The 26,318-nt window shown below is 34.3% G+C and carries 21 protein-coding genes and 1 tRNA gene; 14 read left to right on the top strand and 8 right to left on the bottom strand.

Annotation, left to right across the window (positions count from 1 at the left end):
• Positions 1–268: 268 nt before the first annotated feature.
• Positions 269–341: transfer RNA gene (locus ACNH59_RS03650), tRNA-Phe, on the bottom strand.
• Between the two features lie 99 nt (positions 342–440).
• On the opposite strand from ACNH59_RS03650, the gene ACNH59_RS03645 reads away from it, so the two are divergent.
• The 5 genes from ACNH59_RS03645 to ACNH59_RS03625 all read left to right on the top strand — a co-directional run bounded on the left by ACNH59_RS03645 (position 441) and on the right by ACNH59_RS03625 (position 6,680).
• Positions 441–1,175 (top strand): type III pantothenate kinase, encoded by a 735-nt coding sequence (locus ACNH59_RS03645; RefSeq protein ID WP_418264076.1) that lies wholly within the window; start codon positions 441–443, stop codon positions 1,173–1,175.
• The gene (locus ACNH59_RS03640; RefSeq protein ID WP_418264075.1) at positions 1,168–2,388 is read left to right on the top strand and encodes a hypothetical protein; all 1,221 of its coding nucleotides are present in this window, start codon (positions 1,168–1,170) and stop codon (positions 2,386–2,388) included. Before ACNH59_RS03645 ends, ACNH59_RS03640 begins: the two co-directional genes overlap by 8 nt.
• 54 nt (positions 2,389–2,442) lie before the next feature.
• Entirely contained in the window at positions 2,443–2,976 is a 534-nt protein-coding gene (gene lptC / locus ACNH59_RS03635; protein ID WP_418264074.1) for an LPS export ABC transporter periplasmic protein LptC, read from the top strand.
• Between the two features lie 239 nt (positions 2,977–3,215).
• Complete coding sequence (locus tag ACNH59_RS03630; protein ID WP_418264073.1) at positions 3,216–4,475, top strand: hemolysin family protein; 1,260 nt, start codon at positions 3,216–3,218, stop codon at positions 4,473–4,475.
• A gap of 108 nt (positions 4,476–4,583) precedes the next feature.
• Positions 4,584–6,680, top strand: a complete 2,097-nt coding sequence (locus ACNH59_RS03625; RefSeq protein WP_418264072.1) for a peptidylprolyl isomerase — start codon at positions 4,584–4,586, stop codon at positions 6,678–6,680.
• 77 nt (positions 6,681–6,757) lie between these two features.
• Here ACNH59_RS03625 and ACNH59_RS03620 read toward each other — a convergent pair whose 3' ends face one another.
• Entirely contained in the window at positions 6,758–7,675 is a 918-nt protein-coding gene (locus ACNH59_RS03620; RefSeq protein ID WP_418264071.1) for a GYDIA family GHMP kinase, read from the bottom strand.
• A gap of 13 nt (positions 7,676–7,688) precedes the next feature.
• Positions 7,689–9,005, bottom strand: coding sequence for a hydroxymethylglutaryl-CoA reductase, degradative (locus tag ACNH59_RS03615; protein WP_418264070.1), 1,317 nt, complete (start codon positions 9,003–9,005; stop codon positions 7,689–7,691).
• 183 nt (positions 9,006–9,188) lie between these two features.
• On the opposite strand from ACNH59_RS03615, the gene ACNH59_RS03610 reads away from it, so the two are divergent.
• From ACNH59_RS03610 to ACNH59_RS03575, 8 genes are all read left to right on the top strand, one after another.
• The gene (locus tag ACNH59_RS03610; RefSeq protein WP_418264069.1) at positions 9,189–11,363 is read left to right on the top strand and encodes a S9 family peptidase; all 2,175 of its coding nucleotides are present in this window, start codon (positions 9,189–9,191) and stop codon (positions 11,361–11,363) included.
• Positions 11,364–11,434: 71 nt separating this feature from the next.
• Positions 11,435–13,195: a peptide MFS transporter gene (locus ACNH59_RS03605; protein WP_418264068.1), complete on the top strand. Its 1,761-nt coding sequence runs from the start codon at positions 11,435–11,437 to the stop codon at positions 13,193–13,195.
• A 58-nt stretch (positions 13,196–13,253) separates the two neighbouring features.
• Positions 13,254–13,715, top strand: coding sequence for a thioredoxin family protein (locus ACNH59_RS03600; protein ID WP_418264067.1), 462 nt, complete (start codon positions 13,254–13,256; stop codon positions 13,713–13,715).
• Positions 13,716–13,882: 167 nt separating this feature from the next.
• Positions 13,883–14,539 (top strand): flavin reductase family protein, encoded by a 657-nt coding sequence (locus tag ACNH59_RS03595; protein WP_418264066.1) that lies wholly within the window; start codon positions 13,883–13,885, stop codon positions 14,537–14,539.
• The gene (locus ACNH59_RS03590; protein ID WP_418264065.1) at positions 14,532–16,019 is read left to right on the top strand and encodes a deoxyribodipyrimidine photo-lyase/cryptochrome family protein; all 1,488 of its coding nucleotides are present in this window, start codon (positions 14,532–14,534) and stop codon (positions 16,017–16,019) included. The genes ACNH59_RS03595 and ACNH59_RS03590 overlap by 8 nt, the downstream gene beginning before the upstream one ends.
• Before the next feature lie 13 nt (positions 16,020–16,032).
• The gene (locus tag ACNH59_RS03585; protein ID WP_418264064.1) at positions 16,033–16,170 is read left to right on the top strand and encodes a DUF2256 domain-containing protein; all 138 of its coding nucleotides are present in this window, start codon (positions 16,033–16,035) and stop codon (positions 16,168–16,170) included.
• 2 nt (positions 16,171–16,172) lie between these two features.
• Positions 16,173–17,705 (top strand): cryptochrome/photolyase family protein, encoded by a 1,533-nt coding sequence (locus tag ACNH59_RS03580; protein ID WP_418264063.1) that lies wholly within the window; start codon positions 16,173–16,175, stop codon positions 17,703–17,705.
• Positions 17,705–19,000, top strand: a complete 1,296-nt coding sequence (locus ACNH59_RS03575; RefSeq protein WP_418264062.1) for a DASH family cryptochrome — start codon at positions 17,705–17,707, stop codon at positions 18,998–19,000. The genes ACNH59_RS03580 and ACNH59_RS03575 overlap by 1 nt, the downstream gene beginning before the upstream one ends.
• A 16-nt stretch (positions 19,001–19,016) precedes the next feature.
• On the opposite strand, the gene ACNH59_RS03570 is transcribed toward ACNH59_RS03575, so the two are convergent.
• From ACNH59_RS03570 to surE, 5 genes are all read right to left on the bottom strand, one after another.
• Positions 19,017–21,038 (bottom strand): ComEC/Rec2 family competence protein, encoded by a 2,022-nt coding sequence (locus ACNH59_RS03570; RefSeq protein ID WP_418264061.1) that lies wholly within the window; start codon positions 21,036–21,038, stop codon positions 19,017–19,019.
• 38 nt (positions 21,039–21,076) lie between these two features.
• Entirely contained in the window at positions 21,077–21,556 is a 480-nt protein-coding gene (locus tag ACNH59_RS03565) for a C40 family peptidase (RefSeq protein WP_418264060.1), read from the bottom strand.
• 10 nt (positions 21,557–21,566) lie between these two features.
• Positions 21,567–22,685 carry a lipid-A-disaccharide synthase gene (lpxB, locus tag ACNH59_RS03560; protein ID WP_418264059.1) on the bottom strand — a complete coding sequence of 373 codons (1,119 nt, stop codon included), beginning with the start codon at positions 22,683–22,685 and terminating at the stop codon, positions 21,567–21,569.
• 83 nt (positions 22,686–22,768) lie between these two features.
• Positions 22,769–23,041 (bottom strand): hypothetical protein, encoded by a 273-nt coding sequence (locus ACNH59_RS03555; RefSeq protein WP_418264058.1) that lies wholly within the window; start codon positions 23,039–23,041, stop codon positions 22,769–22,771.
• Entirely contained in the window at positions 23,034–23,813 is a 780-nt protein-coding gene (gene surE, locus ACNH59_RS03550) for a 5'/3'-nucleotidase SurE (protein ID WP_418264057.1), read from the bottom strand. Before surE ends, ACNH59_RS03555 begins: the two co-directional genes overlap by 8 nt.
• Positions 23,814–24,002: 189 nt before the next feature.
• Between surE and ACNH59_RS03545 the strand changes: the two genes are divergently transcribed.
• On the top strand, positions 24,003–26,264 hold the full coding sequence (locus ACNH59_RS03545; protein WP_418264056.1) for a carboxy terminal-processing peptidase: 2,262 nt from the start codon (positions 24,003–24,005) through the stop codon (positions 26,262–26,264).
• The last annotated feature ends 54 nt before the right edge of the window (positions 26,265–26,318 follow it).

The raw sequence follows: 26,318 nt of genomic DNA, 5'->3' as shown, positions 1-26,318 counted from the left end.
GTGATTTTTCCTTTGTTGAAATTACACAAAAATATGTTTAGCAAATTAATATAGCTCGAGGCGTCTGATTTAGGATTGATTCTTGATTTCTTCCTGTTTAGATTATCCAATCTTTTTGCCTAATCCCCAACTTTTGAACTTGATCCTTCAATATCATGTGTTTCACCTACGTAAAATTTGTTGTTTGATTCAGAATAAAGAATGTAAAGAAAGTGCGCCATCCGAAATATTTTAAAAACAAAAAACCCACTCGTTTGAGTGGGTTTTGTGGTACCTCCAGGGTTCGAACCAGGGACACATGGATTTTCAGTCCATTGCTCTACCAACTGAGCTAAGGTACCTTGCTTATTGCGAGTGCAAATATAGGATGTTTTTTGGTTTCACCAAAACATTTGTTTAAAAAAATCTATTCGTATCTTCGCGCTATCAAATTTTGAATTATGATTCTAACGATTGATGTTGGGAATACCCGAATTAAAGGTGCTGTTTTTGAAGTAGATACTCTTTTGGAGCAGTTTGTTTTTGAGAAAATAGAGCTTGAAAAAAAAATTAAAATTATTTTAGAAAAATATAAAAAATGCCAATTTTTGGTCGTTGCTTCGGTGGGTGATGTCGAAAAACAAGTTTTTTTGGCTTTTGAAAAAGACATTAAAGTGCATTTTGTATCCCATAGTGACGTTTTTCCATTTGTCAATAAATATGAAACCCCAAAAACTTTAGGAATTGATCGCATGGTGCTGGCTGCAGGTGCTGTTTTAAAATATCCAAAACAAAATCGATTGGTAATTGATGCGGGTACTTGCGTGACTTATGATTTTATAGACGAGAATGATAATTATTTAGGGGGAGCTATAAGTCCCGGAATTCAGTTGCGCTATAAAGCACTTAATGGGTATACCTCTAAATTGCCCTTACTTGTGGCACAACAACCGCAGTCGTTTGTAGGGAGTTCAACTAAGGAGTCTATTCACTCTGGAGTGGTTAATGGACTGGTCTATGAAATCAATGGTTTTATAGAGGAATATCAAGGGATTAACCCAAACTTTATCATAATTTTAACGGGTGGTGATACGGTTTTTTTGGCTAAACGATTAAAAAATACCATATTTGCCAATTCAAATTTCCTTTTAGAGAGTTTGAATCAAACTTTTCAATATAAAATCAAAAATGATTAAAAAAATTCTACTAAGTCTTTGTTTGTTTACAGGGCTACTGTCCTTTGCGCAGGAAGGTTCGTCATCACCTTATTCTTTTTATGGTATTGGAGAAGTTCGTTTCAAAGGGACTGCTGAGGTTCGCTCTATGGGAGGTATTGCTGTAGAACAAGATAGTATTCATATCAATTTAGAGAATCCTGCAAGTTTTTCTAGTTTGAAATTGACTTCATTTGCGGTGGGTGGCACCTATAATTCAACAACTTTAAAGGATGAATCAAAGTCAGAAAAAGCAAGTCGTACCACTCTAGATTATTTAGCAGTTGGATTGCCTTTAGGGAAGTTTGGAGTTGGTTTTGGATTGATTCCTTATTCTTCTTTGGGATATAAAATTCAAACGACTGCTGATGATAACTCCGCAAATAGTACTACTATGACTAGTACAGGAGGATTAAACAAGGTTTTTATGGGAGTGGGTTATAAGATTACTCCAAAATTAAGTGTGGGAGCCGACTTTAATTACAATTTTGGGGTTATTAAAATTATTAATTCTGAATTGAATAGTAATGTTGTTTCAGGAACACGTGAAACCAATACATCAAAATTATCTGGAGTAAATTTTAATGTAGGAACGATGTATCAAACTAAGCTAAACAAGAAATTGAGTTTGTTTAGTAGTTTGAACTATACCCTAGCTAATGATTTGAATGCTACTAATGACAGAGTTATTGAAACCTCTTCAGAGGTAAACAATGTAGAACAGCCAGACGAAAAAATTTCTTTTGCCTCTAGAATTAGTGTAAGTGCGGGAATAGGTCAAGCTAAAAAATGGTTAATAGGTGGAAGATTAGTTTATCAAGAAGCTTCGGACTGGTCTAATAGTTATAATAAATCGGCCAATGCAACTTACGGAACATACGGGAGTGCTAGCCTTGGGGGGTATTATATTCCGGATTACAACTCTTTTACAAATTATGCCAAACGCATCGTTTATCGTGGGGGGCTTAAATTCGAAAGAACAGGTTTAATAATTAACTCTGAGTCTATTGATAATATGGGGGTTACTTTAGGGCTAGGTTTGCCAATAACGGGGTCTTTTTCGAATATAAATATCGGATTGGAGTTAGGTAAAAGAGGGACGACTTCTTCTGGATTGATTCAAGAAAATTATGCCAATATTAGCGTGGGCATGTCTTTAAATGACAAATGGTTTGAAAAGCGTAAATTTAACTAAAAATAGGATTTGCTTTTTACCTTAGGAATAATCATGAGCTTTAGAAAAAAAAATATGAAGGTTTATATAGTCACAGCAATTGCTGTGACTCTCTTTTTTGGGTGCGAAAGTAACTTTAAGGAGGTTCAAAAAATAAACTATTCTGAGTTCACCCCAGGAGGTGATGCCGATAATGTGAATTTGAAATATACAGATTCAGGTTTGATTAAGGTGATTTTGTTGAGCTCAAAGATGTTGGATTATTCCAATGTAGAATTTCCGTTTACAGAGTTTCCAAAAGGCATTCACTTGACTTTGTATGATGCAAAAGCTAAAAAAACACGCATTACTGCAAAATATGCAGTTTCTTATGGGTTAACCAATATTATAGATTTGCAAGGAAAAGTAAAGATTGCTTCAGAGGCAGGTCAAATGTTGGAAACAGAGCAATTGTACTATGATCAAAAGAATGAATGGTTTTTTACTGAAAAAAAGTTTAAATTTACAGACCTTAAAGGGACTTCAAATGGTCAAGGGATTGACTTTAGCAAAGATTTTAAAGTAATCAATTCACAGAGGATTACTGGAGAATTGGAATCTGAAGAATAATGAACCACGATACTGCTTAACTAAATAATTGAATACATTTAATGAATTACTTAAAATATACACAATACGTTTATCTTGTTTTTGCTATCTATTTTATCTATGATGGTGCAATGAAATGGAGTGAATCCGAAACAAAACCTTGGTTGCACTTTATGATAGCTGCCATGGCAATTTTTATGTTTTTCTTTCGTAGAAATTTCGCCAAAAAATTTAACGACCGAAATAAAAAATCCTAATACATGGAAATTAGTATTATAATATTGTGTTTAATACTAAGTGCTTTTTTTTCAGGGATGGAAATTGCATTTATTTCATCCAATAAAATATACCTGGAAATTGAAAAGAAGCAAGATAATTTCTTGTCTAAAATTCTAACAAGACTTACTGAGAAACCTTCCAAGTTTATTGCTGCCATGCTTATTGGGAACAATATTGCTTTGGTAGTTTATGGATTTTTCATGGGCGATTTATTGATGCAGTGGTTGGACACCTTGCCTTTTGAGTTGTCCAATTTGTCTAATTTGTTTCTGCAAACCCTTTTGTCAACAATCATTGTATTAATTACAGCAGAATTTTTTCCAAAAGTTTTTTTTCAAATTTACGCCAACTCATTAATTAAGTTTTTTGCCATTCCGGCTTACTTTTTTTATAGATTGTTTTACTATTTGTCATCCTTTTTTATCTGGGTTTCTGATTTTATTTTGAGAAAATTTTTCAGAACCGAAGGCGATCAAGTACAAATGTATTTTAGTAAAGTCGAATTAGGAGATTATATCACAGAACAAATGAGCACCGTAGAAGATGATGAAGAAGTTGATTCGGAAATTCAGATGTTTCAGAATGCTTTGGATTTCTCGAGTGTCAAGGCTCGTGATATTATGAGTCCGCGAACAGAGATCGTAGCAATTGATTTGTTTGATTCGGTGAATGAACTGAAGGAATTGTTTATTGAAACAGGTTATTCAAAGATATTGGTGTACCAAAATTCACTAGATGACATTGTAGGTTATGTGCATTCTTTTGATTTGTTCAAAAAACCTAAAAACATCAAGTCGATTGTCATTCCAGTAGAATTTGTGCCTGAAACGATTTTTATCAAAGACGTGATGGATCTATTGACTAAAAAAAGAAAAAGTGTAGCGGTTGTTTTGGACGAATACGGAGGAACTTCAGGGATTATCACTATTGAAGATATTGTAGAAGAGCTTTTTGGTGAAATAGAGGACGAGCATGATTCTGATGAAGAATTAATTGAAAAAGAGCTTGATCAAGATACGTATTTGTTTTCGACTCGCTTTGATGTGGAATATTTAAATCAAACTTATAAATTAAATATTCCCGAAAGTGATTCGTACGGAACCTTAGGTGGTTTTATCGTAGATTTTACTAAAGATATACCGCAAAAAGGCGAAGTTATCGTGATAGGAGACTATCATTTTGTGATTGAAGAAGCCACAAATAAAAAAATAGAATTAGTAAAATTGACTTTAAAAGAGTAATTTTTTTTGTTCTAGCAAAATTTTTGCAAAATAAAAGGGTACAATTGTAAATATTAATCATATAATTGTATTTTCGCAAACTGAATATAAAATTAACAACAATATAAAATGGCAGTTTTATCAAAAATTAGACAACGTTCCGCTTTAATGATTGCAGTTATCGCTTTGGCTTTATTTGCATTTATCATAGGTGATTTGTTCAAGAGCGGTAGCTTTAGCAGTACTTCTAAAGATGTAGGAAGTGTTAATGGGAAAGATATTTCATTTGAAGATTTTAGAATAAAAGTAAGCAATGTCGAAAAAAGTGGTCAAGGAATCACTGCTACAGCTGCGGCAAATAGAGTTTGGGACGAAGAAGTTTCCATTGCTTTATTAACTTCTGAGTTTGACAAATTAGGATTGAGAGTAGGTGAAAAACATCTAATCGAAGTGTTGAAATCGGATCCAAATATTGGACAAAATCCACAGTTTTTAAACGGAGCAGGAGTGTTTGATTTGGCTAAATTTAAAGAGTTCTTTAAATCAAATCCAGAATTAGCTGCGAATTTGAAAGAAAGAGAGAAGAGTGCAGAATTGAATGCTAAATTTCAAATCTATAACACTTTAGTGAAAGCGGGTAGCTATACCACTAAAAGTGAAGGAAAATTGAAATATGAAATGGAAGCAAACAAGGTGAGTTTTGCTTATGTTGCGGGATTGTACTCTACAATTAAAGATAGTGATGTTAAAATATCAGATAGCGATATCTTAGATTACATGAAGAAAAACGAGAAAAAATTCAAGTCTGAAGAATCTCGTGATGTAGAATATGTTTTGGTAGAAGACAAGCCATCTGCAGAAGATGTAAATGAAGTAAAAGCTAAAATTACAGGATTGTTATCTGGAACTGTTGTGTACAACCAAGCTACAGGTAAAAACGATACTCTTGCTGGATTTAGAAATACTAAAAATATTGCTGAATTTGTAAATTCAAATTCTGATATTCCTTATGATTCAACCTATATTGCCAAGAATCGTTTGCCAGCTGTAGATGCTGATAAATTATACAACTTAGCTCCAGGTGAAATTTACGGACCTTATGTAAATGGAGGTTACTATTGCATTTCTAAATCATTAGGGAAAAAGAATGGTGTTAATGCAAAAGCAAGTCATATCTTAATTAGTTATGAAGGAACTCAAGTTCCAAACCAAAAAGAAAAGAGAAGTAAAGATCAAGCTCGTGCTAAAGCAGAAAGTTTGTTAGCACAAGTAAATGCTAATCCAGAAAGTTTCTTGATGTTAGCTTATACTTCTTCTGATGATTCATCTGCACAACAAGGAGGAGATTTAGGATATTTTGGACCTGGTCAAATGGTGAAACCTTTCAATGATTTTGTTTTTAATAACGCTATTGGAAAAATAGGTTTGGTAGAAACTGATTTTGGATACCACATTATCAAGGTTACCGACAAGCAAGACGGAGTTCGTTTGGCCACTGTAGCTCAAAAAATCCAACCATCTGAAGCAACTTCTGATAAAATATTTACACAAGCGACTCAATTTGAAATGGGTGCAGCAGACAAAGATTTTAATCAAGTGGCAAAATCAATGGGATTAACTGTTAATCCAGCAGTTTCAGTAACAGCAATGGACGAAAATTTTGGATCATTAGGAAACCAAAGAGCTATTGTAAGATGGGCATTTAGTAACGACACAGAAGTTGATGCTGTAAAACGTTTTGAAGTAGCTAATGTGGGTCACGTTATTGCAAGATTAAAATCAATTGATGATTCAGGTTTAATGCCCTTGGCACAAGCTAAACCTTATGTAGAGTCTATCTTGAAAAACAAGAAAAAAGCCGAATTGATTAAAGCAAAAATGGCTGGTAGTTCAATTGAGGCTATCGCTAAAACTGTAGGAGCAGCTGTTCAACAAGCAGCAGATGTTACTTTGGATAATCCAATGTTAGAGAATGTAGGGCAAGAGCCTAAAGTTGTGGGTACTGCTTTTGCTTTGTCAGCGAATAAACTTTCAGCTCCAATTGAAGGTATTACTGGAGTTTATGTAGTTAAGAATGTTAAAACAACAAAAGCACCAGCTATTAAAGATTATAGTCCTTATGTAGCGAAAATAAAAACACAATCTGCTGGTGATGCAAATAGAATTTTGCCTGTTCTTAAAGATATGGCAGATATCAAAGACAATAGAAGACAATTTAATTTCTAATCTTATCTAGTAATTATTATTTCAACAAAAAAATCCGATGTGAAAACATCGGATTTTTTTGTTGGATATATTTTGAATTAAGTCAATATCAGTTCTTCATAGGGAAACAGGACGCTAAACCCTTTTTCAAAGAAATAATCCGCTGGGTTCTTATCCGAAACTACCATGACAAAGTCGCCACCCCACGCGCCTAGGCTTTTTACGGTTCCCTTGAAATCAGGGAAAAGCAATTCTTTGACGGTACAAGTTTCTAACAAATGACTCATTTTTGTCTCATGCCTCTCTAAGGTATTTCGAAAATAATCTACGCTAGTAGCGTAGATTATTTCCTCAGTAATTGAGTTGATTTTAGAGATACTGTTTTCTAAATTCTGATTTTTATTATTGTTGTAATTAGCAATAGCTGTTTTGCTGCTTTGTTTTCTGTTCAAGTATACAAAGTAGATTTGATTGGTATATTCAGGATTAAAATTGATTGGCTCCACTAAAGGTTTTCCATTTTCTAGTTTATAGATGATAGCACTGTCGTTTTGAGCACAAGCAATGTCATATCCACTTCCGCCAAAACTGCTGTTTAGTAGTTCAAATGCATCAATCCTCAACCACTGTGCAATATTATTAATCAAAGTAGAGGAGGTTCCAAGTCCCCATTTTCTAGAAAAAGTAAGTTGAGTATGGACTTGGTATCCTACACTTGTATGAATAAAATCAGGGTTTTGTAAATAAGCATGATGTAATATCCTAATTAAAGTGTTTCTAATGGAATCTGATTCTTGTACAGCAAAGTGGGTTATTTCAGTAAAAGTAATAGTATCTTCAAACCATACAGTTCCATCAGCGTCATAACTTTTCCATTGAATCTCTTGGTTTTTTCCATCTTCAATAGTAAGGTTTTGACCTAACTTTGTGGGCAATGCAAAAGCTTTAGCACCGTCTAATACCAAGTATTCCCCTGTGATTAAAAGTTTGCCATTGCTATAAAAGGTTTTTTTCATCTGTTTTTTTTAGTTATTGTCTCAAGCTTTCAATGAAATTCACCACACCACTATGAGAAACTACATGATGTTTAAAATGGTTTTTTACTTGATGACGTTCTTCTTCAGTAGCGTCAAATTGGTTTAAAATATTGTTCAAATGCATTTTCATATGTCCTTCTTGAATACCGGAAGTAGTTAACGAACGCAAAGCGGCAAAGTTCTGCGCCAAACCTGCTACAGCTACAAACTGCATTAGTTCTTCAGCGGATGGGTTTTCTAGCATTTCTAATGATAATTTAACCAAAGGGTGCAAGCTTGTTAATCCGCCAACGGTTCCTAAGGCTAAAGGAATTTCCAACCAGAAAGTAAAAAATCCATTTTCGATTTTGGCATGTGATAAACTGGAGTATTGACCAGATTTAGAGGCATAGGCATGAACACCAGCTTCAACGGCACGGAAATCATTTCCGGTAGCGATAACAACGGCATCAACTCCATTCATGATTCCTTTATTGTGCGTTACGGCACGATAAGGTTCGATTTCGGCAATCTTTACGGCTTGTACAAAACGTTCAGCAAAAGAAATTGGGTTGGGAATGTGTTTTTCTTCTAAATCTTCTATTGGACAAGAAACTTCGGCCCGAACAATGCAATTGGGAACATAATTAGAAAGAATGCTCATAACCACCTGAATGTTCTTTTCTGTTTCAGAAAATAAATCAAATTGTTGTGCCTCTCTTTTTAAAGTATTGGCAAATTGTTCCAAACAAGAATTGATAAAATTGGCACCCATACTGTCTTTAGTATCGAAAGTTGCATGCAATTGGAAATAATTTTCCATCAAATTGGTTTTGTCACGGAGTTCGATATCTAGAATTCCACCACCACGTTTTTGCATATTAGTGGTGATATTTTCAGTGTCGGTGAAAAAAGTGCTTTTGATTTGTGCAAAAAACAATTCTAGTTTTGAAACGTCTCCTTTGTATGTGAAATGGACTTGTCCAATTTTCTCCGTGTCGATAACTGTTGCTTTAAATCCGCCACGAGTAGACCAGAATTTAGCAGCCTTAGATGCTGCTGCAACCACAGAACTTTCTTCAATTGCCATTGGGATGGTGCTATATTTTCCGTTAATTAAAAAATTAGGAGCAACGCCCAAAGGGATGTAGAAATTGGTAATGGTATTTTCTATGAATTCATCATGTAGTTTTTGGATTTTAGCATCTGAATTCCAGTATTTTTTTAACAATGCTACTGCTTCTTCAGGAGTAGTAAAATAGGTTGCGGCAATCCAGTTTATTTTTTCTTCTTTGGATAACTTCGAAAATCCGGAAAAGGGTTGGTTCATTCTATGGTGGATTAAAACATAATTAGCAGCAAAGATACATTTTTAGGAGTTTTAATCGGTACAAATTATAATGCATCAGCATTGTTATTAAAAGTAATTTTTAGGATTTAACGTTCTGAAAGGATATTAAATGCAAAATTTTCTGTAAAATTGGTATATTAAATTTACTTTAAATTTCCCTCTATGCAGTTTCGTTGCTTTTTCATTCTATTGTTAGTATGTAGTCCGGTTTTTTTTGCTCAACAAAAGATAACTATCGAAGATATTTATGGAGGTGTATTTCAGCCACAAGGTATGGAAGAGTTTCAATCTTTGAAAAAAAACAATCAGTATACTGTGCTTAATTATGAAACGGACAGTCCTCGAATCCAAATTGATTTGTATGATTTTGCAAGTTTGAAAAAAGTAGCTACTTTATTTGATACCAAAAATTACAGTAGATTGCCTCGGATTGAAAGCTATTCTTTTGATCCGTCTGAAAGGTTAATTTTATTGGCAACTAATGTTGTTCCCATTTATCGATATTCTTTTACAGCAGATTATTTTATTTATGATTTGGACAAAAAAGAATTGACGAGATTAGTTGATACTCCTATTCAAGAACCAACTTTTTCTCCTGATGGAAGGAAAATTGCTTTTGCCAAGGGAAATAATTTATATTTATATGATATTGCTTCAAAAGCGACGATCGCCTTAACTAATGATGGGAAGAAAAACGAAATTATAAACGGAATTTGTGATTGGGTTTACGAAGAGGAGTTTGCATTTGTGAAAGCATTTGATTGGAGTGCTGATAGTGAAAAAATTGCCTATATCCGTTTTGACGAAAGTCAAGTGCCTGAATTTTCTATGTCCGTTTTTGCTAATGGATTGTATCCATCTATAGAAACCATCAAATATCCAAAAGCAGGTGAAAAGAATGCCTTAGTTTCATTGCATATTTATGATGTTCAAACTAAGGAAACACAAAAAGTAAATTTAGACCACTATACAGACTTTTATATTCCCAGAATCAAATGGACGAATGATGCTCACGTACTGTCTGCTAAAATTTTGAACCGCCATCAAAATAATCTGGATTTACTATTTGTTAATGCAAAGTCTGGAGGAACGAAAGTAGTCTTAAATGAAACCAATAAAAAGTATATTGATTTTGTTGACAATGATAACCTGACTTTTTTGAAGGACAATCAATTTATTTGGACCAGTGAAAAGGACGGTTTCAATCATATTTATTTGTACGACAAGACAGGGAAATTAATCCGACAGATTACAAAAGGCAATTGGGAAGTAACTCAGTTTTATGGTTTGGATGAAAAAAACCAAAATATATATTATGAATCAGTTGAAAATGGGACTATTAATCGTGATGTATACAGGATCGGTTTAGATGGAGGAAAAAAGACGCGTTTGTCTAAAAATACGGGAACCAATAAGGCAACTTTTAGTCCAGACTACAACTTTTATATTAATAGTTTTTCGTCCTTCAATCAACCTACAGTCTACTCTCTAAATGATGCTAAAACAGGCAAAGAATTGCAAATCATTGAAAATAATGAAGATTTAAAACTACGTCTGAAAGCTTATGATTTGCCAACAAAAGAATTTTTTACCTTGAAAACTGTGCAAAATGTGGAGTTAAACGCATGGATGATAAAACCTAACGATTTTGATGCATCTAAAAAGTATCCTGTTTTGATGTACCAATATTCAGGACCGGGTTCTCAACAGGTAAAAAATGATTGGAAGACTTATGATGATTATTGGTTTATGATGCTAGCACAGCAAGGGTATATCGTGGCTTGTGTGGACGGAAGAGGAACTGGATTCAAAGGTGAGGCATTCAAGAAAGTGACCTATACGCAACTTGGAAAATACGAACTCGAAGATCAAATGGAAGCGGCCAAAGTTTTAGGAGCCTATCCTTATATTGACGCTAATAGAATTGGGATTTTTGGTTGGTCATTTGGTGGATTTATGGCGTCCAATGCTATTTTGAAGGGAAATAGTATTTTTAAGTTAGCCATTGCTGTAGCTCCAGTGACCAATTGGCGTTTTTACGATACAATATATACTGAAAGATACATGCAAACTCCTCAAGAAAATCCGACTGGTTATGACGATAATTCGCCAATCAATTTTGCGGATCAATTAAAGGGGAATTATTTGTTGATACACGGAAGTAGTGATGATAATGTGCATGTGCAAAATTCCATGCTCATGATGGAATCATTGATTCAAGCCAATAAGCCATTCGATTCTCAAATTTATCCCGACAAAAATCACGGTATTTACGGAGGAAATACCCGAATTCATTTGTATCACAAAATGACAAATTTTATCAAAGAACGCTTATAATTTAATTTTTAGATTATTTTTACAATTGAACAGCAAAAATTTGTTTTTAAAACCTGCATTTAAACCTACATATGAATCAAAATACTTCAGAAGATAATTTTTTTAATAGTACTGTTTTAGGACATCCTTCGGGATTATTCGTTTTGTTTTTTACAGAAATGTGGGAACGCTTTTCATTTTATGGAATGCGTGTCTTATTGATTTTGTTTTTAACGGCCTCTCTCACTGGAGACAATGCAGGTTGGGGATGGAATGCTGAAAACGCGGGTGCCTTATATGGAACCTATGCCATGCTCTTGTATATTACCCCAATTTTTGGAGGGATAGTGGCTGATAGGTATATTGGTTATCGTTGGGCTGTCGTAATTGGATCTGTTGTCATGACCCTAGGGCATGGGGCCATGTTTCTTAATACGCCCTTTATGCTGTATTTAGGATTGGGTTTACTGGTTATAGGGACCGGTTTCTTTAAGCCTAATATGACTTCTATTTTATCGGATATGTACAAAGCTTTTCCAGAAAAAAAAGATGGTGCCTACACTATTTTTTATATGGGGGTCAATGCTGGAGCCTTTTTTGGGATGATGCTTTGCGGATATCTAGCTTCTAATTTAGGTTGGCATTGGGGTTTTGGTTTAGCAGGGATTTTCATGTTGCTAGGAACCATTCAGTTTTGGATGGCAAAACCTTTATTTGGTAGCATTGGAGAACTACCTACAAAAGAAAAAAGAGAGGCTGCTGAAACGACTGCTCGTTTGTCTAACAATCCAGAGGATAAACCAAATCCATACACTGCAATTGACTATGCCTTAATTGGTATTAGTACAATTATAGGTCTCTTGTATGCATTTAATGATCCGCTTTCTAAAATTGGTGGAATTAATCTTTTTGATTTTTCAATTGCAAATGTAGACGGTTCTATATTTATGATTTTGTTAGGTTTAGCGCTTTTTCTGTATTTAGTGATTTCACGTTTGATGCGTTATACTACTGTCGTTCGTGACAGAATGATTGCTGTGGTGATTTTTGCTTTTTTTACTATTTTCTTCTGGATGGCTTTTGAACAAGGGGCTTCCTCTTTAGTGATTTATGCACGAGATAATGTGGATAGAAGCCTAGTAGGGACTTCACTTACGATCTTTAATACGGTCAATACATTATTGACGGTGGTACCACTAATTATTATTTCTTGGGTTTTGTTTTTATTGGCTAAACAAACTTGGAGGAAAGCATTGATTTCAAATGTCGTACTTGCCATTACCTTTTTAGGTGTTTGGGGAATCTCTATTTGGATGCTTAATAATGAATTTGGGAAAGAAGCTTCAGAGATTGATCCTAGTTGGTTTTCAATTTTAAATTCCTTTTTTATCATTGCATTTGCTTCAACAGTTTCCAAAATTTGGGACAGCAAGTTTAATCCCCCTGCGGCTACTAAGTATGGGTTGGGATTAATTATTATGGCCGTTGGTTTTGGGTTGTTAGCATACGGTTCTCATGGAGTTGAAAAGGGAATTAAGGTTTCAATGATTTGGCTTGTTTTGGCTTATTTGTTTCATACACTAGGAGAGTTGTTTTTATCACCAGTGGGACTATCTTATGTTTCCAAATTAGTTCCTGCGCGAATGATTGCTTTTATGTTTGGAATGTGGTACCTGGCTATAGCCATCGGGAATAAACTGGCTGCGGTGTTGGGAGGCCAAATTGAGAATATTACAAATACCTACTCATTATCCACCTTTTTTCTGATTTTTACTATAGTGCCTATATTAGCGGGACTAATTGTAATTATGTTAAATCCAATGTTGAAAAAGTTAATGCATGGTGTGAAATAAAATTAAGGCACTATATTTGTTAGACTGTATAAAAAGAAATTCGAAGAAAATGAAGAAAATGAAAAAAATAATACTAGCATTACTTATTGTTTTTTCAATTAGTAGTCAAGCCCAAGATTTGAAATGGCATACCAATATTAAGGAAGCAATTAATGTAAGTAGCAAAGAAAACAAACCCATGATGTTGTTTTTTACTGGAAGCGACTGGTGTGGATGGTGTATCCGTTTGCAAAAAGAAGTTTTGCTTACTCCTGAGTTTAAAAAATGGGCTAAAAACAATGTAGTTTTAGTAGAACTCGATTATCCAAGAAGAACAGAGCAGTTGCCAGAAATTAAGCAACAAAATCAGGAATTACAACAGGTGTTTGGAATTCAAGGATTTCCAACCATCTTTTTTACTAATGTGGAAAAAGAAAAAGACGGAAAAATAAATTTCAAAGCATTAGGTAAAACAGGTTATGTAGCGGGTGGCCCTCAAGCTTGGTTAGCAGAAGCAAACAGTTATTTGCAACAGAAATAATTTTACAATTACAACCTTATAGGATCCCTTTTCAGCAGTTGCATGAAAAGGGTTTTTTTTGTTTGTTACTTTTTGTTTTTATTTTAATCTAGTTGATTTATTTTGTTTAACTTTACATATAAAACATTAAACAAAAAAAAGATAATAACTTTTTTAAAAGTAGAAAAATGAAACTAAAAAGTATATCAGCGGTTGAACTTGAAGAAATGGATAGTCGAAAACGAATCAATTTAATCAATGCAATTGTCGGATTCAAGTGTGTCAACTTAATTGGTACAGTAGATGATTTGGATAACGAAAATTTAGCTGTATTCAGTTCAATTGTGCATTTAGGATCTAGTCCAGCGTTGATCGGCTTTATAGCAAGACCTGATTCTGTGGAACGACATACCTTGACCAATTTGGTTCGTTCTGGAGTATACACCATCAATCACATTAATACAGCGATTTTTGAAAAAGCACATCAAACATCAGCGCGTTATGATGCTAAGGTGTCTGAATTTGATGCAACAGATTTAAAATCAGAATATAAAATGGATTTTAAAGCTCCATTTGTCAAAGAAAGTAATATTCAAATTGCCATGAAGTTCAAACAAAAAATAGATATTGAACTCAATGGTACCAGTCTTATTATTGGCGAAGTTGTTGCAATCCATTACCCAGAAGATTGCTTGTGTACAGATGGTTTTATTGATATAGAAAAAGCAGAAACCATAACTTGTAGTGGTCTTGACAGCTACCATTCTACCAATCGATTAAGTCGTTTGAGCTATGCAAAACCAGATAAAGCTCTTGAAAGTTTGAAAATAATTTACGTTGACTAAAGAAAAAATAAATATTGTTTGGCTCAAGCGCGATCTACGTTTTACAGATCACGAACCTCTTTATGAAGCTCAAAAAGATGGTTTGCCAATAGTATTGCTTTATGTTTTTGAACCTTCGCTCATGCAATATGATGATAGTGATCCACGGCATTGGAGATTTGTCTATGAATCACTTCTTGAGATGCAGCTAAAACTAGAAAAAGTAGATGCTAAATTATATTTTTTTCACAACGAAGTTTCTACTGTTTTTGAGGAATTAGTATCAAATTTTGACCTGCAAACTATTTTCTCTTATCAAGAAATTGGAAATAAAATTTCGTTTGAACGGGATATTTCGATGACAAAATTTTTTAATGAAAAGGGCATTATCTGGAAAGAATATCAAACTAATGGTGTTATCCGAAAATTGAAAAATCGTTCCAATTGGCAAGAAAGATGGAAAGACAAAATGACCAAACCGATTAAAACTGTTGAGATAGCCGATCTTAACTTGGTTAAACTGTCCCCAGAATGGTATGAAAAGCTAAAAGGTGAAAAGTTGCCAATTGAAATAACTACCGTAGATAAAAATTTTCAACAAGGAGGCGAATATTGGGCTTGGCGGTATTTAGATAGTTTTATAAATTCACGATCGGTCAATTATAGCAAGCACATTTCCAAACCTAGTTTGAGTCGCAAAGGATGTAGTAGATTATCCCCTTATTTAGCATACGGAAATATTAGTATGAGAATGGTGTATCAATATACAATGCAAAATTATGATGGCTCGAAAAATAAAAGAGCCCTTTCCAATTTTGTATCGCGTTTGTTTTGGCATTGTCATTTTATCCAGAAGTTTGAAGATGAATGTAATATGGAGTTCGAGAACATCAACAAAGCCTACGATACCATTATAAAACCAAAAAATGAATACTACATAGAATCGTGGCAACAAGGCAAAACTGGAATACCCATTGTAGATGCCTGTATGCGCTGCGTGGTAGCGACTGGCTACATCAATTTTAGGATGCGTGCCATGGTGGTTTCGTTTTTTGTTTTTAACCTATGGCAAGACTGGCGTGAATTGCATTTTTTGGCACGTCAGTTTTTGGATTATGAGCCTGGTATTCATTATCCTCAACTGCAAATGCAAGCGGGAGTTACTGGCATAAATACAATTCGAATTTATAATCCAATAAAAAATTCTGAAGAACATGATACTGAAGGAATTTTTATAAGACAATGGTTGCCGGAATTGAAAAACCTGCCCTTAAATTTCATACACGAGCCATGGAAATTGAGTCAAATGGAACAGCAATTATACAATTTTAGGTTGGGAGAAGACTATCCTTGCCCTATTGTAGACATTGAAGCAACAAGAAAAGTGGCTAGTGAGCGTGTCTGGAGCGTGAGAGAATTGGCAGTAACTATGAAAGAAGCAGCTAGTATTCTGAATAAGCATGTAAATACAACTAGGTTAAGTAAAAAAAAATCAGGTTAAAAAAAGTCAAATCATGAAAACTGTTAAAAAAGCCAATTTACCCACCAAGATTTGCATTGTTTGTAATCGTCCATTTTCTTGGCGTAAAAGATGGGAGAAAAACTGGGATTGTGTAAAATACTGTAGCGACCGTTGCAGAAATACCAAATAAATATGAAAACACTTCGACTCATTCTTGGTGATCAATTAAACAGCAATCATTCTTGGTTTCAGTCAGACAATTCTCAAGTTACCTATGTGATGATGGAAGTGCGTACAGAAACCGATTATGTGACTCATCATATTCAAAAAGTAGTTGGTTTTTTTGCAGCTATGCGGAATTTTGCACAAGAATTAATAGCTAATAATCATGCTGTGATTTACATCAAACTCAACGATGCTGACAACTTACAAAGTTTTGATCTTAATATCAATCAACTAATAAGTAAAGAAGGATTTGATAAGTTTGAATATCAGTTGCCAGACGAATATAGAGTAGATCAGTTGATTAAAAAGTGGTGTGAAGCTGTTAATATACCAACGGAAGCTTTTGATACCGAACATTTTTTTGAAGAAAGAGATGGCTTAGGAAACTTTTTTCATGCTAAGAAAACTTTTTTGATGGAAACTTTTTATAGACACATACGAAAAAAGCATGGTGTTTTGATGGACGCTGATCAACCCAGAACTGGAAAGTGGAATTATGATCAAGATAATAGAAAAAAGTTACCTAAAAATCATAAACCAAATCTGCCTTTGGAGTTTGAAAATAAGGTGGAGCAAATCTTTGAAGAAATACAATTAGCCAAAATAAAAACCATCGGTACTATTAATGATAAAAGGTTTTTGTGGCCTATCAATAGGGAGCAGTCAATTGTTTTGTTGGACTATTTTGCAACCGAATTTTTATCTCATTTTGGAGATTTTCAAGATTCGATGACACCTGCTGAGTGGTCGTTGTATCATTCTAGAATTTCATTTTCCTTAAATACCAAAATGCTTTCTCCTCTTGAGGTCATTAATAGAGTCATTTTCGAATGGGAATCAAATCAAGGTAAAATTGCCTTCAATCAAGTCGAAGGGTTTGTGCGACAAATAATAGGATGGCGTGAGTACATGCGGGGAATTTATTGGTTGAAAATGCCAGAATACGAAAGCTTAAACTTTTTCGGTCATAAAGAAAAACTCCCAGATTGGTTTTGGACAGGGGGGACTAAAATGAACTGCCTCAAGCACAGTATCAATCAGTCCTTAGATTTTGGATACGCTCACCACATTCAGCGGTTGATGGTTACGGGCAATTTTGCTTTACTAGCGGGGGTAAATCCAGATGAAGTAGATGCTTGGTATTTGGGGGTCTATATGGACGCAATCCAGTGGGTAGAAATCACAAATACACGTGGCATGAGTCAGTTTGCAGATGGAGGAATCGTGGGTACCAAACCGTATGTGAGTTCGGCTGCTTACATAGATAAAATGAGTCACTATTGCAGTTCTTGTTATTATCAAAAGAACAAGAAAACGGGAGATAAAGCATGTCCTTTTAATAGTCTGTATTGGAATTTCTATGACAAACATGAAGCAAAAATGGATAAAAATCCTAGAATTGGTATGGTGTACAATCTATGGCGAAGGATGAAACCGGAGTCCAAAAGAGAGTTGATAGAGCAAGCAAAATTTTATTTAGAAAACATAAACGATTTGTAATGAAAAGTATAGTATGGTTTAAAACAGATTTGAGAGTTCAGGATAATGAAACGCTTTTGAAAGCGGTAGAAAAAAGTGTGTCCGTTTTGCCTGTTTATTGTTTTGATGATGCACATTTTGTAACAACACATTTTGGTTTCAAAAAAACGGGAAGTTACCGAGCCACATTTTTATTAGAATCCCTAAAAGATCTACAAAAAGAATTAAAAAAACGTGGCGCTGATTTATTAATACTTAAAGGTAAACCAGAAATAGAAATTCCCAAAATAGTCACTCAGTATAAAATAAAAAAAGTATTTGCAAAGCGCGAAGTTGCTTTCGAAGAAAAACAAACAGAACGTTTGGTGCAAAACGAATTGTTTAAAATGAAATGCGAATTTGAAACCTTTAGCACGAGTACATTATATCATGCTGAGGATTTGCCTTTTGGTATAAAAGATATTCCAGATATTTTTACAATTTTTCGAAAAAAAGTAGAAAAAGAGTCTAAAATAAGAGGCGTTTTTGAGGCACCTGTAGCAATTAATTGTCCAGACTTACCAGAATTTGAACTGCCAAAATTATCTGATTTAGGTTTGAAAGCAGTCAAAATTGATGATCGAGCGGTACTTGAATTTAAAGGTGGTGAAACTGAAGGGTTGAAAAGATTGAATGATTATTTTTTTAATAAAAAACATATCGCCACTTATAAAGAGACGAGAAACGGAATGGTTGGCGAATCCTATTCATCAAAGTTGTCGCCATGGTTGGCTTTGGGATGTGTTTCACCACGGATGATTTATTCAGAATTAAAAAAGTACGAGCAACAATTTTCAGCAAATAAATCCACTTATTGGTTAGTTTTTGAGCTTTTATGGCGTGACTATTTTAGGTTTGTGATGAAGAAATACAATCATCAATTGTTCTTGAAATCGGGTATTAAAAATCAAGAAAAACAGCCCTTAATTCTCAATGCTAGTCTTTTGAAAAAATGGATAGATGGAAAAACAAATGTCGATTTTGTAGATGCTAATATGATTGAACTGAAGAAAACTGGTTTCATGAGCAATCGCGGTCGACAAAATGTAGCCAGTTATTTGTGTAACGACTTGAAACTAGACTGGCGTTATGGTGCTGCTTATTTTGAGCAGCAACTCATTGATTATGATGTGTGTAGTAATTGGGGGAACTGGGCTTATCTTGCAGGAGTGGGTAATGATCCTCGTGGAAATCGTTATTTTAACATTGAAAAGCAATCAAAAGAGTACGATAGAGACGGGACTTTTAAAAAATTATGGTTGAGATCCAATAATTAATATCTTTTATGTGTAATTACAATTTATAGAACCCCTTTTCAGCAGTAGCATGAAAAGGGATTTTTTGCTTTTCACAGCTTTTTCCCCAAGCATTTAGAACGGATTTGTAGTTCGATCCATCGGCAATTACTATTTTAGGACGGATGGTCTGCAGTATTCTATCGAGATTGATTCTAGGGGATTGTGTGAGCAAGAGAATATCCGGGGATTGGTTGGGCAGATATACTCCTGTGCTGTCAATCATCATAATTTTACGGTTGTTAAAATAGAAAAGGTTTTGGAGGTTAGAACTTTTTTTGATTGTGCTGAAATTTGCTGTGAGATAATCGTTGAGATTGTTGTTTGAATCTTTCAGCTGATTAGTGTAAACCCGAACTTCTTTGCCTTTTCGCTCTGTGATGAGACTATTGTTTTTTTGGTGAAATACAATCCATTCTTTACCATTGGTTATTTCAAATTCGGTTTTGATGTAAGCCAATTGAAAACAGATTATTGCAATTAGGACAAGATTCAATTTTAAGAAATTTGGTTTTTTTAACCAAACAATTAAAGTGATAATACAAAAGTAAGAACTGATTAAGAAGTAGCTATTGAAGGGTATGTCTTGAAGGACAAAGCCACGAAAAGAGGCAATCCAGTTTACAACTTGGTTCATTCCAGTTATGCTCCATTCAAAGGGTTTGGTCAGAAATAGAGGCGTATAATTTAATGCAGCCAATACCATTACTAAGATTCCCAGAATCATAATAAAGCTCAAAAAGGGAATTATAATCAAATTGGTTAAGAAAAACAAACCAGGAAATTGATGAAAATAGTACAAACAAATCGGGAGTGTTCCAATTTGTGCCGCCATAGAAACTGTAAGGATTTCCCAAATTGTTTTTGCTATTTTATGCTTTGGATTCCAAATACTAGTAAGCAGTGGCTGTGCCCAAATGATAAAGAACAATGCAAGATAGCTCAGTTGAAAGCCTACGTCAAACAAGAAATAGGGTTGGAATAATAAAATCAATAAGATTGAAACGAGAATCGTATGGTAAATATTTGTAGTTCTTCTGAGGTAAAATCCAATTGCGACAAATGAAAACATGACTACAGAACGTACAACTGATGGTGCCAAACCCGCTATAAATGCAAAAGAGGAAAGCAAGCCAATTGTGATGAATAATTTAGAAAACGAGCCTTTTGGAGTGTTAGGAATGGGTTTTAAAATAAAATTTAAGAACAACAATATAAATCCAATATGAAGTCCTGAAACGGATAAAATATGAATGGCTCCTGCAAATTGATAATCTTGCATAACTTCAGGGGAGACTTCTTGCTTTTGTCCTAATATTAGTGCGATAGCAACAGCTAATGTTTGCTTGTTGAAGCGCTCTTTTTCAAGATTTGTGATGATGGTCGTTCTAAATGCGGAGGCATAGTAGAATAAATCTTTTTTTATTGCAGTGGTTAAAAGGTAAGAGGAATCTTTAGTGTAGAGTTGGCTGTAAATCTGTTTGTTCTCTAAATATTTGCCATAATCAAAGGCATTGGGATTGTAGGCGTTTTTAGTTTTATAGAGTTGCCCTTTTATAATTAGCTGATTGCCACAGTTGATTTTTGGATTTAAATCGCTTTTCTTGATGTTTAAAATGGTTTTCCCAGTTGTTTTTTTGCCATTGATTTCAGTGATATTAGCAATGTAGCGTTCATTGGTTTTAGTGCTTTTTATTTTTTCTTGAATGTGAGCAACAATAAGGTTGTTACTGTCAAAAGCGGATTCCTCGTGACTATAATGCAGTTTTTTATTGGAGTCAGTATGTGAAAATAAGGTGAAGGATCCGATAGAAAAACTCAGTAAGAGGGTAAGAATACCAAAAGAGAAATGCGGTTGTGTGTTTTTTCTTTGATAAAAATAATTGCCAATTAACGGGAAAAAGCTAAGACCTAAAAGGAGTAGATTTTCCTCTAAAGCTAATTTGAAGTAATAAGAAAAAAGGATACCCAATAGGAATCCAATCGTGAGGCGAAAAAGGGGAAATTGGAGTACTTTCATTTAACTAAAGTACTAATTTTCTTAAAATAAATATTGGGTTATTCTAAAATTCTATTGATTTGTGTAAAACTTTTTTCATAATAAGATTCTTTGGTCGAGGAAATGATTACACCTCTAGAGGTTGAAGAATGAATGAATTTAACTTCATCATTCTCCACTTCCGTAACAATACCTACATGATTGATTCGGGAACTGTTATTGGTTTTAAAAAATATAAGATCTCCTTTTTCGGCTTTACTTGTGTTTTGTCCTAATGATATTCCTGCTTTTGCTTGATCGTAGGAAGTACGCGGAAGAGGAATGTCAAATGCACCAAAAGTACTGTAGACTAATCCTGAACAATCATAACCTGAAGGGGTTTTGCCTGCCATTTTATAAGGAGCGCCTAGATGTTGCTTGGCGTTGGTTACTATTTTATCTGCTAGGGAATTCCTGATGGTTTTATTCGCTAGGGATGAACTGGATTTACAGGAAGCAAATAATAATGTGATTATAAATAAAGAGACTATTTGTTTCAAAACTAATAAATTAAGATGTTTTTAAATCTTTGACAATCAAACGTGCCGTTTTTTCACTAGCTCCCAAACCACCTAATTTTTGTTCTAAAATATCGTATTTTTTGAGGAGATTTTCTCGGTGATTGGGTTCTAAGATTTTAACCAATTCACGTTTGATATTCTTTGGGTTGAATTCGTCTTGAATCAATTCGGTCACAACTTCTTCATCCATAATCAAGTTGACAAGGGAAATGTATTTTAAGGTAATGATACGTTTGGCAATTTGGTAGGAAGCCCAATTTCCTTTGTAGCAAACTACTTCGGGAACTTTAAAAAGTGCCGTTTCTAAAGTAGCTGTTCCTGAAGTCACCAGAGCGGCCGTTGCATTTTGTAACAGGGCATAGGTTTTATTAGAAACAAATTGAATATTCTTCTTGGTGATAAACGGTTCGTAAAAGGAAAAATCTTGGCTAGGAGCTCCTGCAATGACAAATTGATAATCTGGAAAATCGTCTACAATACTCAACATGCCTGAAAGCATTTTGGTAATTTCTTGTTTTCGGCTTCCAGGTAATAAGGCTATAATAGGCTTGTCTGACAATTGATTTTCGGCTCTGAAATTAGTGACAGAATTGCCTTTATGGTTGTGAATCGCATCAATGAGCGGGTGACCTACAAATGCGACTGGAAAATGATGTTTGTCTTCGTAAAATGTTTTTTCAAAAGGTAAAATAACATACATTTTGTCTACATCTCGCTTGATGGCTTTGATGCGGCTTTCTTTCCAAGCCCAAATTTGAGGCGAAATATAATAATGTGTTTTGATTCCCAGTTGCTTTGCCCATTGTGCAATTCTCATATTGAAACCAGGGTAATCTATGAAAATAATAACATCGGGGTTGAATTCTAAAATATCACTTTTGCATATTTTGATATTTCCTAAGATGGTTTTTAGATTGAAAAGAACTTCAGCAAATCCCATAAATGCTAGGTCTCTGTAATGTTTGACCAAAGTACCTCCTGCTTGTTCCATCAAATCACCTCCCCAAAATCGGATGTTAGCAGTGGGATCTTCTTTGTACAAGGCTTTCATTAGGTTCGAACCGTGTAAGTCTCCAGATGCTTCTCCTGCAATGATATAGTATTTCATAGCGTAATGTATGATAGTTTAAATTAATCAACAGCCAAAATTAGTCATTGCTGGTTGTGCAATCAAATGATGCTCTTGTTTTTTTATATGAATAAAGTAAAAATAGTCATCATTATCACGGCCATAATAATTCCTCTAGCCATTAGGTCTTTGTTGAGTTTAATAAAGATGGTAAATACCGCGAGATTTAGAATCGATCCTAAGGTGATTATTTTACCCAAATAACCTTGAGCTCGCATAGCCTGGATTCCGTTGCTAAAGTCAAATTCGGTGAAAAATTGAATAAAAATAAAGGTTCCAATGACTGTGCTGATAAACCCAATCAAGACTCCTAAAAACAATTCTATTTTATTCATTCCAGTTCCAAGTATTAAGTTGTTGAGTAGCATGATGCGCAGTCAAGTCAAATTGCACAGGTACAATGGAGATGTAGCCATTGGCCAAGGCCCATTCATCGGTGTCTTCTCCTTTGTCTTCATTTACGAAATCACCAGTGAGCCAATAATACTCTTTGCCAAAAGGGGAGGTTCTTTTATCGAATTTCTCTACCCATAGCGCTTTGGCTTGACGGCAAATTTTGATTCCTTTAATTTCATCCTGTTTTAACTTGGGTAAATTAACATTCAAAACCACATCTTTAGGTAGTTTTTTGTCTAATACTTCAAGCGTGATCTTTTTGATAAATGGTTTGATTTCATCAAAATTGGCATCCCAATTGTAATCCAATAAGGAAAAGCCAATGGCAGGAATTCCTTCTATTCCTGCTTCAACGGCAGCACTCATAGTTCCTGAATAAATGACATTGATAGATGAATTGGAACCATGATTAATCCCAGAAACGCACAAATCAGGTTTTCTTCTCAAAATTTCATTCACGCCTAGTTTGACACAGTCTACAGGGGTTCCAGAACAGCTGTATTCTAAGATGGGCGCATTTTCTTTTGAGATTTTATTGAGGTACAAAGTGCTGTTTATAGTGATGGCATGTCCCATGGCACTTTGTGGTTTGTCTGGAGCTACCACAACTACATTTCCTATTTCTGACATAACAGCAATCAACGCTCGAATTCCTGGAGCAGTTACGCCGTCATCGTTAGTAACTAATATTAATGGTTTGGTATTATCCATGTGGGTATATTTGTTTTATAAATTGAATTATTAATGCTTATTTTGATAAGAATAACAAAGGAAACAAAAAATATTAACTTCAAGTATTAAGGAAGATACAAAAAAACATTTTTATATCTTTAACAAAAAATTATGGAAGCTTTACCGTTGATGGCATAGTTTTTAATTTAACTTAGTTTAAAAATTTGAATGAATACTATAATTAACTTTATGAAAAGACATTATAAAATACTTCTTACAATCGTTGTGCTCTCCATAACATTGTTTGCTTTTAATAGTAATTATAAAAATGAAATTAACTCTGATAAGGATAAACTACTTTTAGAATTATTAACATTTGTAATTGAGAAAGGGCACTACAGTCCAGCGACTATTGACGACAGTTTTTCAAAAGGTGTGTATAAAGATTACATTCAAGCGCTAGATCCTTCTAAGCGTTTTTTCTTGCAAGCGGATATTGACGAGTTTTCTAAATATGAGACTGAAATTGACAACCAAATTTTAAATAAAGATTTGACATTTTTCAGCTTGACTTATGAAAGGTTGATGAAAAGGATGGATGAATCTAAAGCTGTTTATAAAACAATTTTAGAAAAACCATTTGATTTTACTGTGGACGAAAGTTTTAATACAGACTATGACAAAGCACCTTATGCCAAAAACACAACCGAGTTAAATGAAAGATGGCGCAAGCAAATTAAATTGTCTGCACTTTCTTCATTGACAGATAGATTAAAAATGCAAGAGAACAAAGCTAAAGGTATCAAGGAAGAATTAAGTACTGAAGCAGGAGATGAAGAAGGAAATCATGTAAACGATGGAGTAGCTCCAGTTACTAAAAAAGAAGAAGTTAAGTACGATGAAAAGCCTAAAACATTTGATGAATTAGAGAAAGAGACAAGAGAAAGTGCTAAAAAATCTTTAGACGAGTATTTTAGTTTTATGGGTGATTTGAATAGAAATGACTGGTTCTCAGTTTTTATTAATTCTATAACAGCACGTTTTGATCCTCATACTAATTATTTTGCTCCTGATGAAAAAGAGCGTTTTGATGTAAGTATGAGTGGTAAATTAGAGGGTATTGGTGCTCGTTTGCAGAAGAAAAATGACTTTACTGAGATTTCTGAATTGATTTCAGGGGGACCTGCTTGGAGAGGAAAACAACTAGAAGCGGGTGATGTGATTATGAAAGTGGCACAAGGAAATGCAGAAGCGGTAGATGTAGTAGGAATGCGACTGGATGATGTGGTAAAGAAAATTAAAGGTCCTAAAGGAACGGAAGTGCGTTTGACTGTAAAGAAAGTAGATGGTACAATTAAAATAATTTCAATTATTAGAGATATTGTTGAAATTGAAGAAACATATGTAAAATCAAGTATTGTTAATAAAAATGGCTTGAACTACGGAGTGATTTATTTGCCAAAGTTCTACATTGATTTTGAAGACAAAAACGGAAGAGATGCTGGAAAAGATATAGCACTTGAGGTAGAACGTTTGAAGAAAGTAGGTGTAGACGGAATTGTATTGGATGTCCGTGATGATGGCGGTGGATCATTGTCTACGGTGGTAGATATTGCAGGATTGTTTATTAGTGAAGGACCTATTGTCCAAATAAAATCGGCAGGAAGAAGAAAAGAAATCCTTTTTGATAAAGATAAAAAGATAGAATGGGATGGGCCTTTGGTAATCATGGTAAATAGTTTTTCAGCTTCGGCTTCTGAGATATTAGCAGCAGCCATTCAAGATTACAAACGTGGAGTTATCATCGGTAGTAAACAAACTTATGGCAAGGGTACGGTTCAAAATGTGATTGATTTAAATCAATTCGTTAGAAACAGTGCTGTTGGGGATTTAGGAGCACTGAAGACAACCACTCAAAAGTTTTACAGAATCAATGGAGGTTCTACACAATTAGAAGGTGTGAGTAGTGATGTGGTGATGCCAGATCGTTATTCTTATTTGAAAATGGGAGAGCGTGATATTGAGAACGCGATGCCTTGGGATAAAATTGATGCGGCAGAATATACCGTTTGGGATAAAAACACTAATTTTAATAAGGCAATTGCAAATAGTAAAAATCGTATCGCGACAAGTGAACATTTCAAACTAATTGATGAAAATGCCAAATGGATTGATAGCCGTAGTGCTGACAATACGTATAGTTTAAATCTGGAAAAATTCAGAGCGTCTCAGAAAGAGATTGAAGAAAAAGCTAAAAAATACAAGCCAATTTCTCAATATAAAAATGATTTGAAGTTTGCTTCTTTGCCTTACGAGACCGAACAAATTTTGAAAGACAACATCTTAAAAGAGAAAAGAGACAGATGGCATGAGGCTTTGTCAAAGGATATATATGTAGAGGAGGCTTTGAATGTTTTGGATGATTTACAAATGAAGTCTGTTACGAAGCAAAATGTAAATACCAAAAAAGAAAAATTAGTAAAGTCTTAATTTATTCTGAATGCAGAATCTTTTAAATTTATATCAAACGCTCCTGAAAATCTA

Origin of the sequence: Flavobacterium faecale (assembly GCF_048320115.1) — a bacterium.
GTDB lineage: Bacteria > Bacteroidota > Bacteroidia > Flavobacteriales > Flavobacteriaceae > Flavobacterium > Flavobacterium faecale_A.
This window is presented reverse-complemented; position numbering and strand designations above follow the sequence as displayed.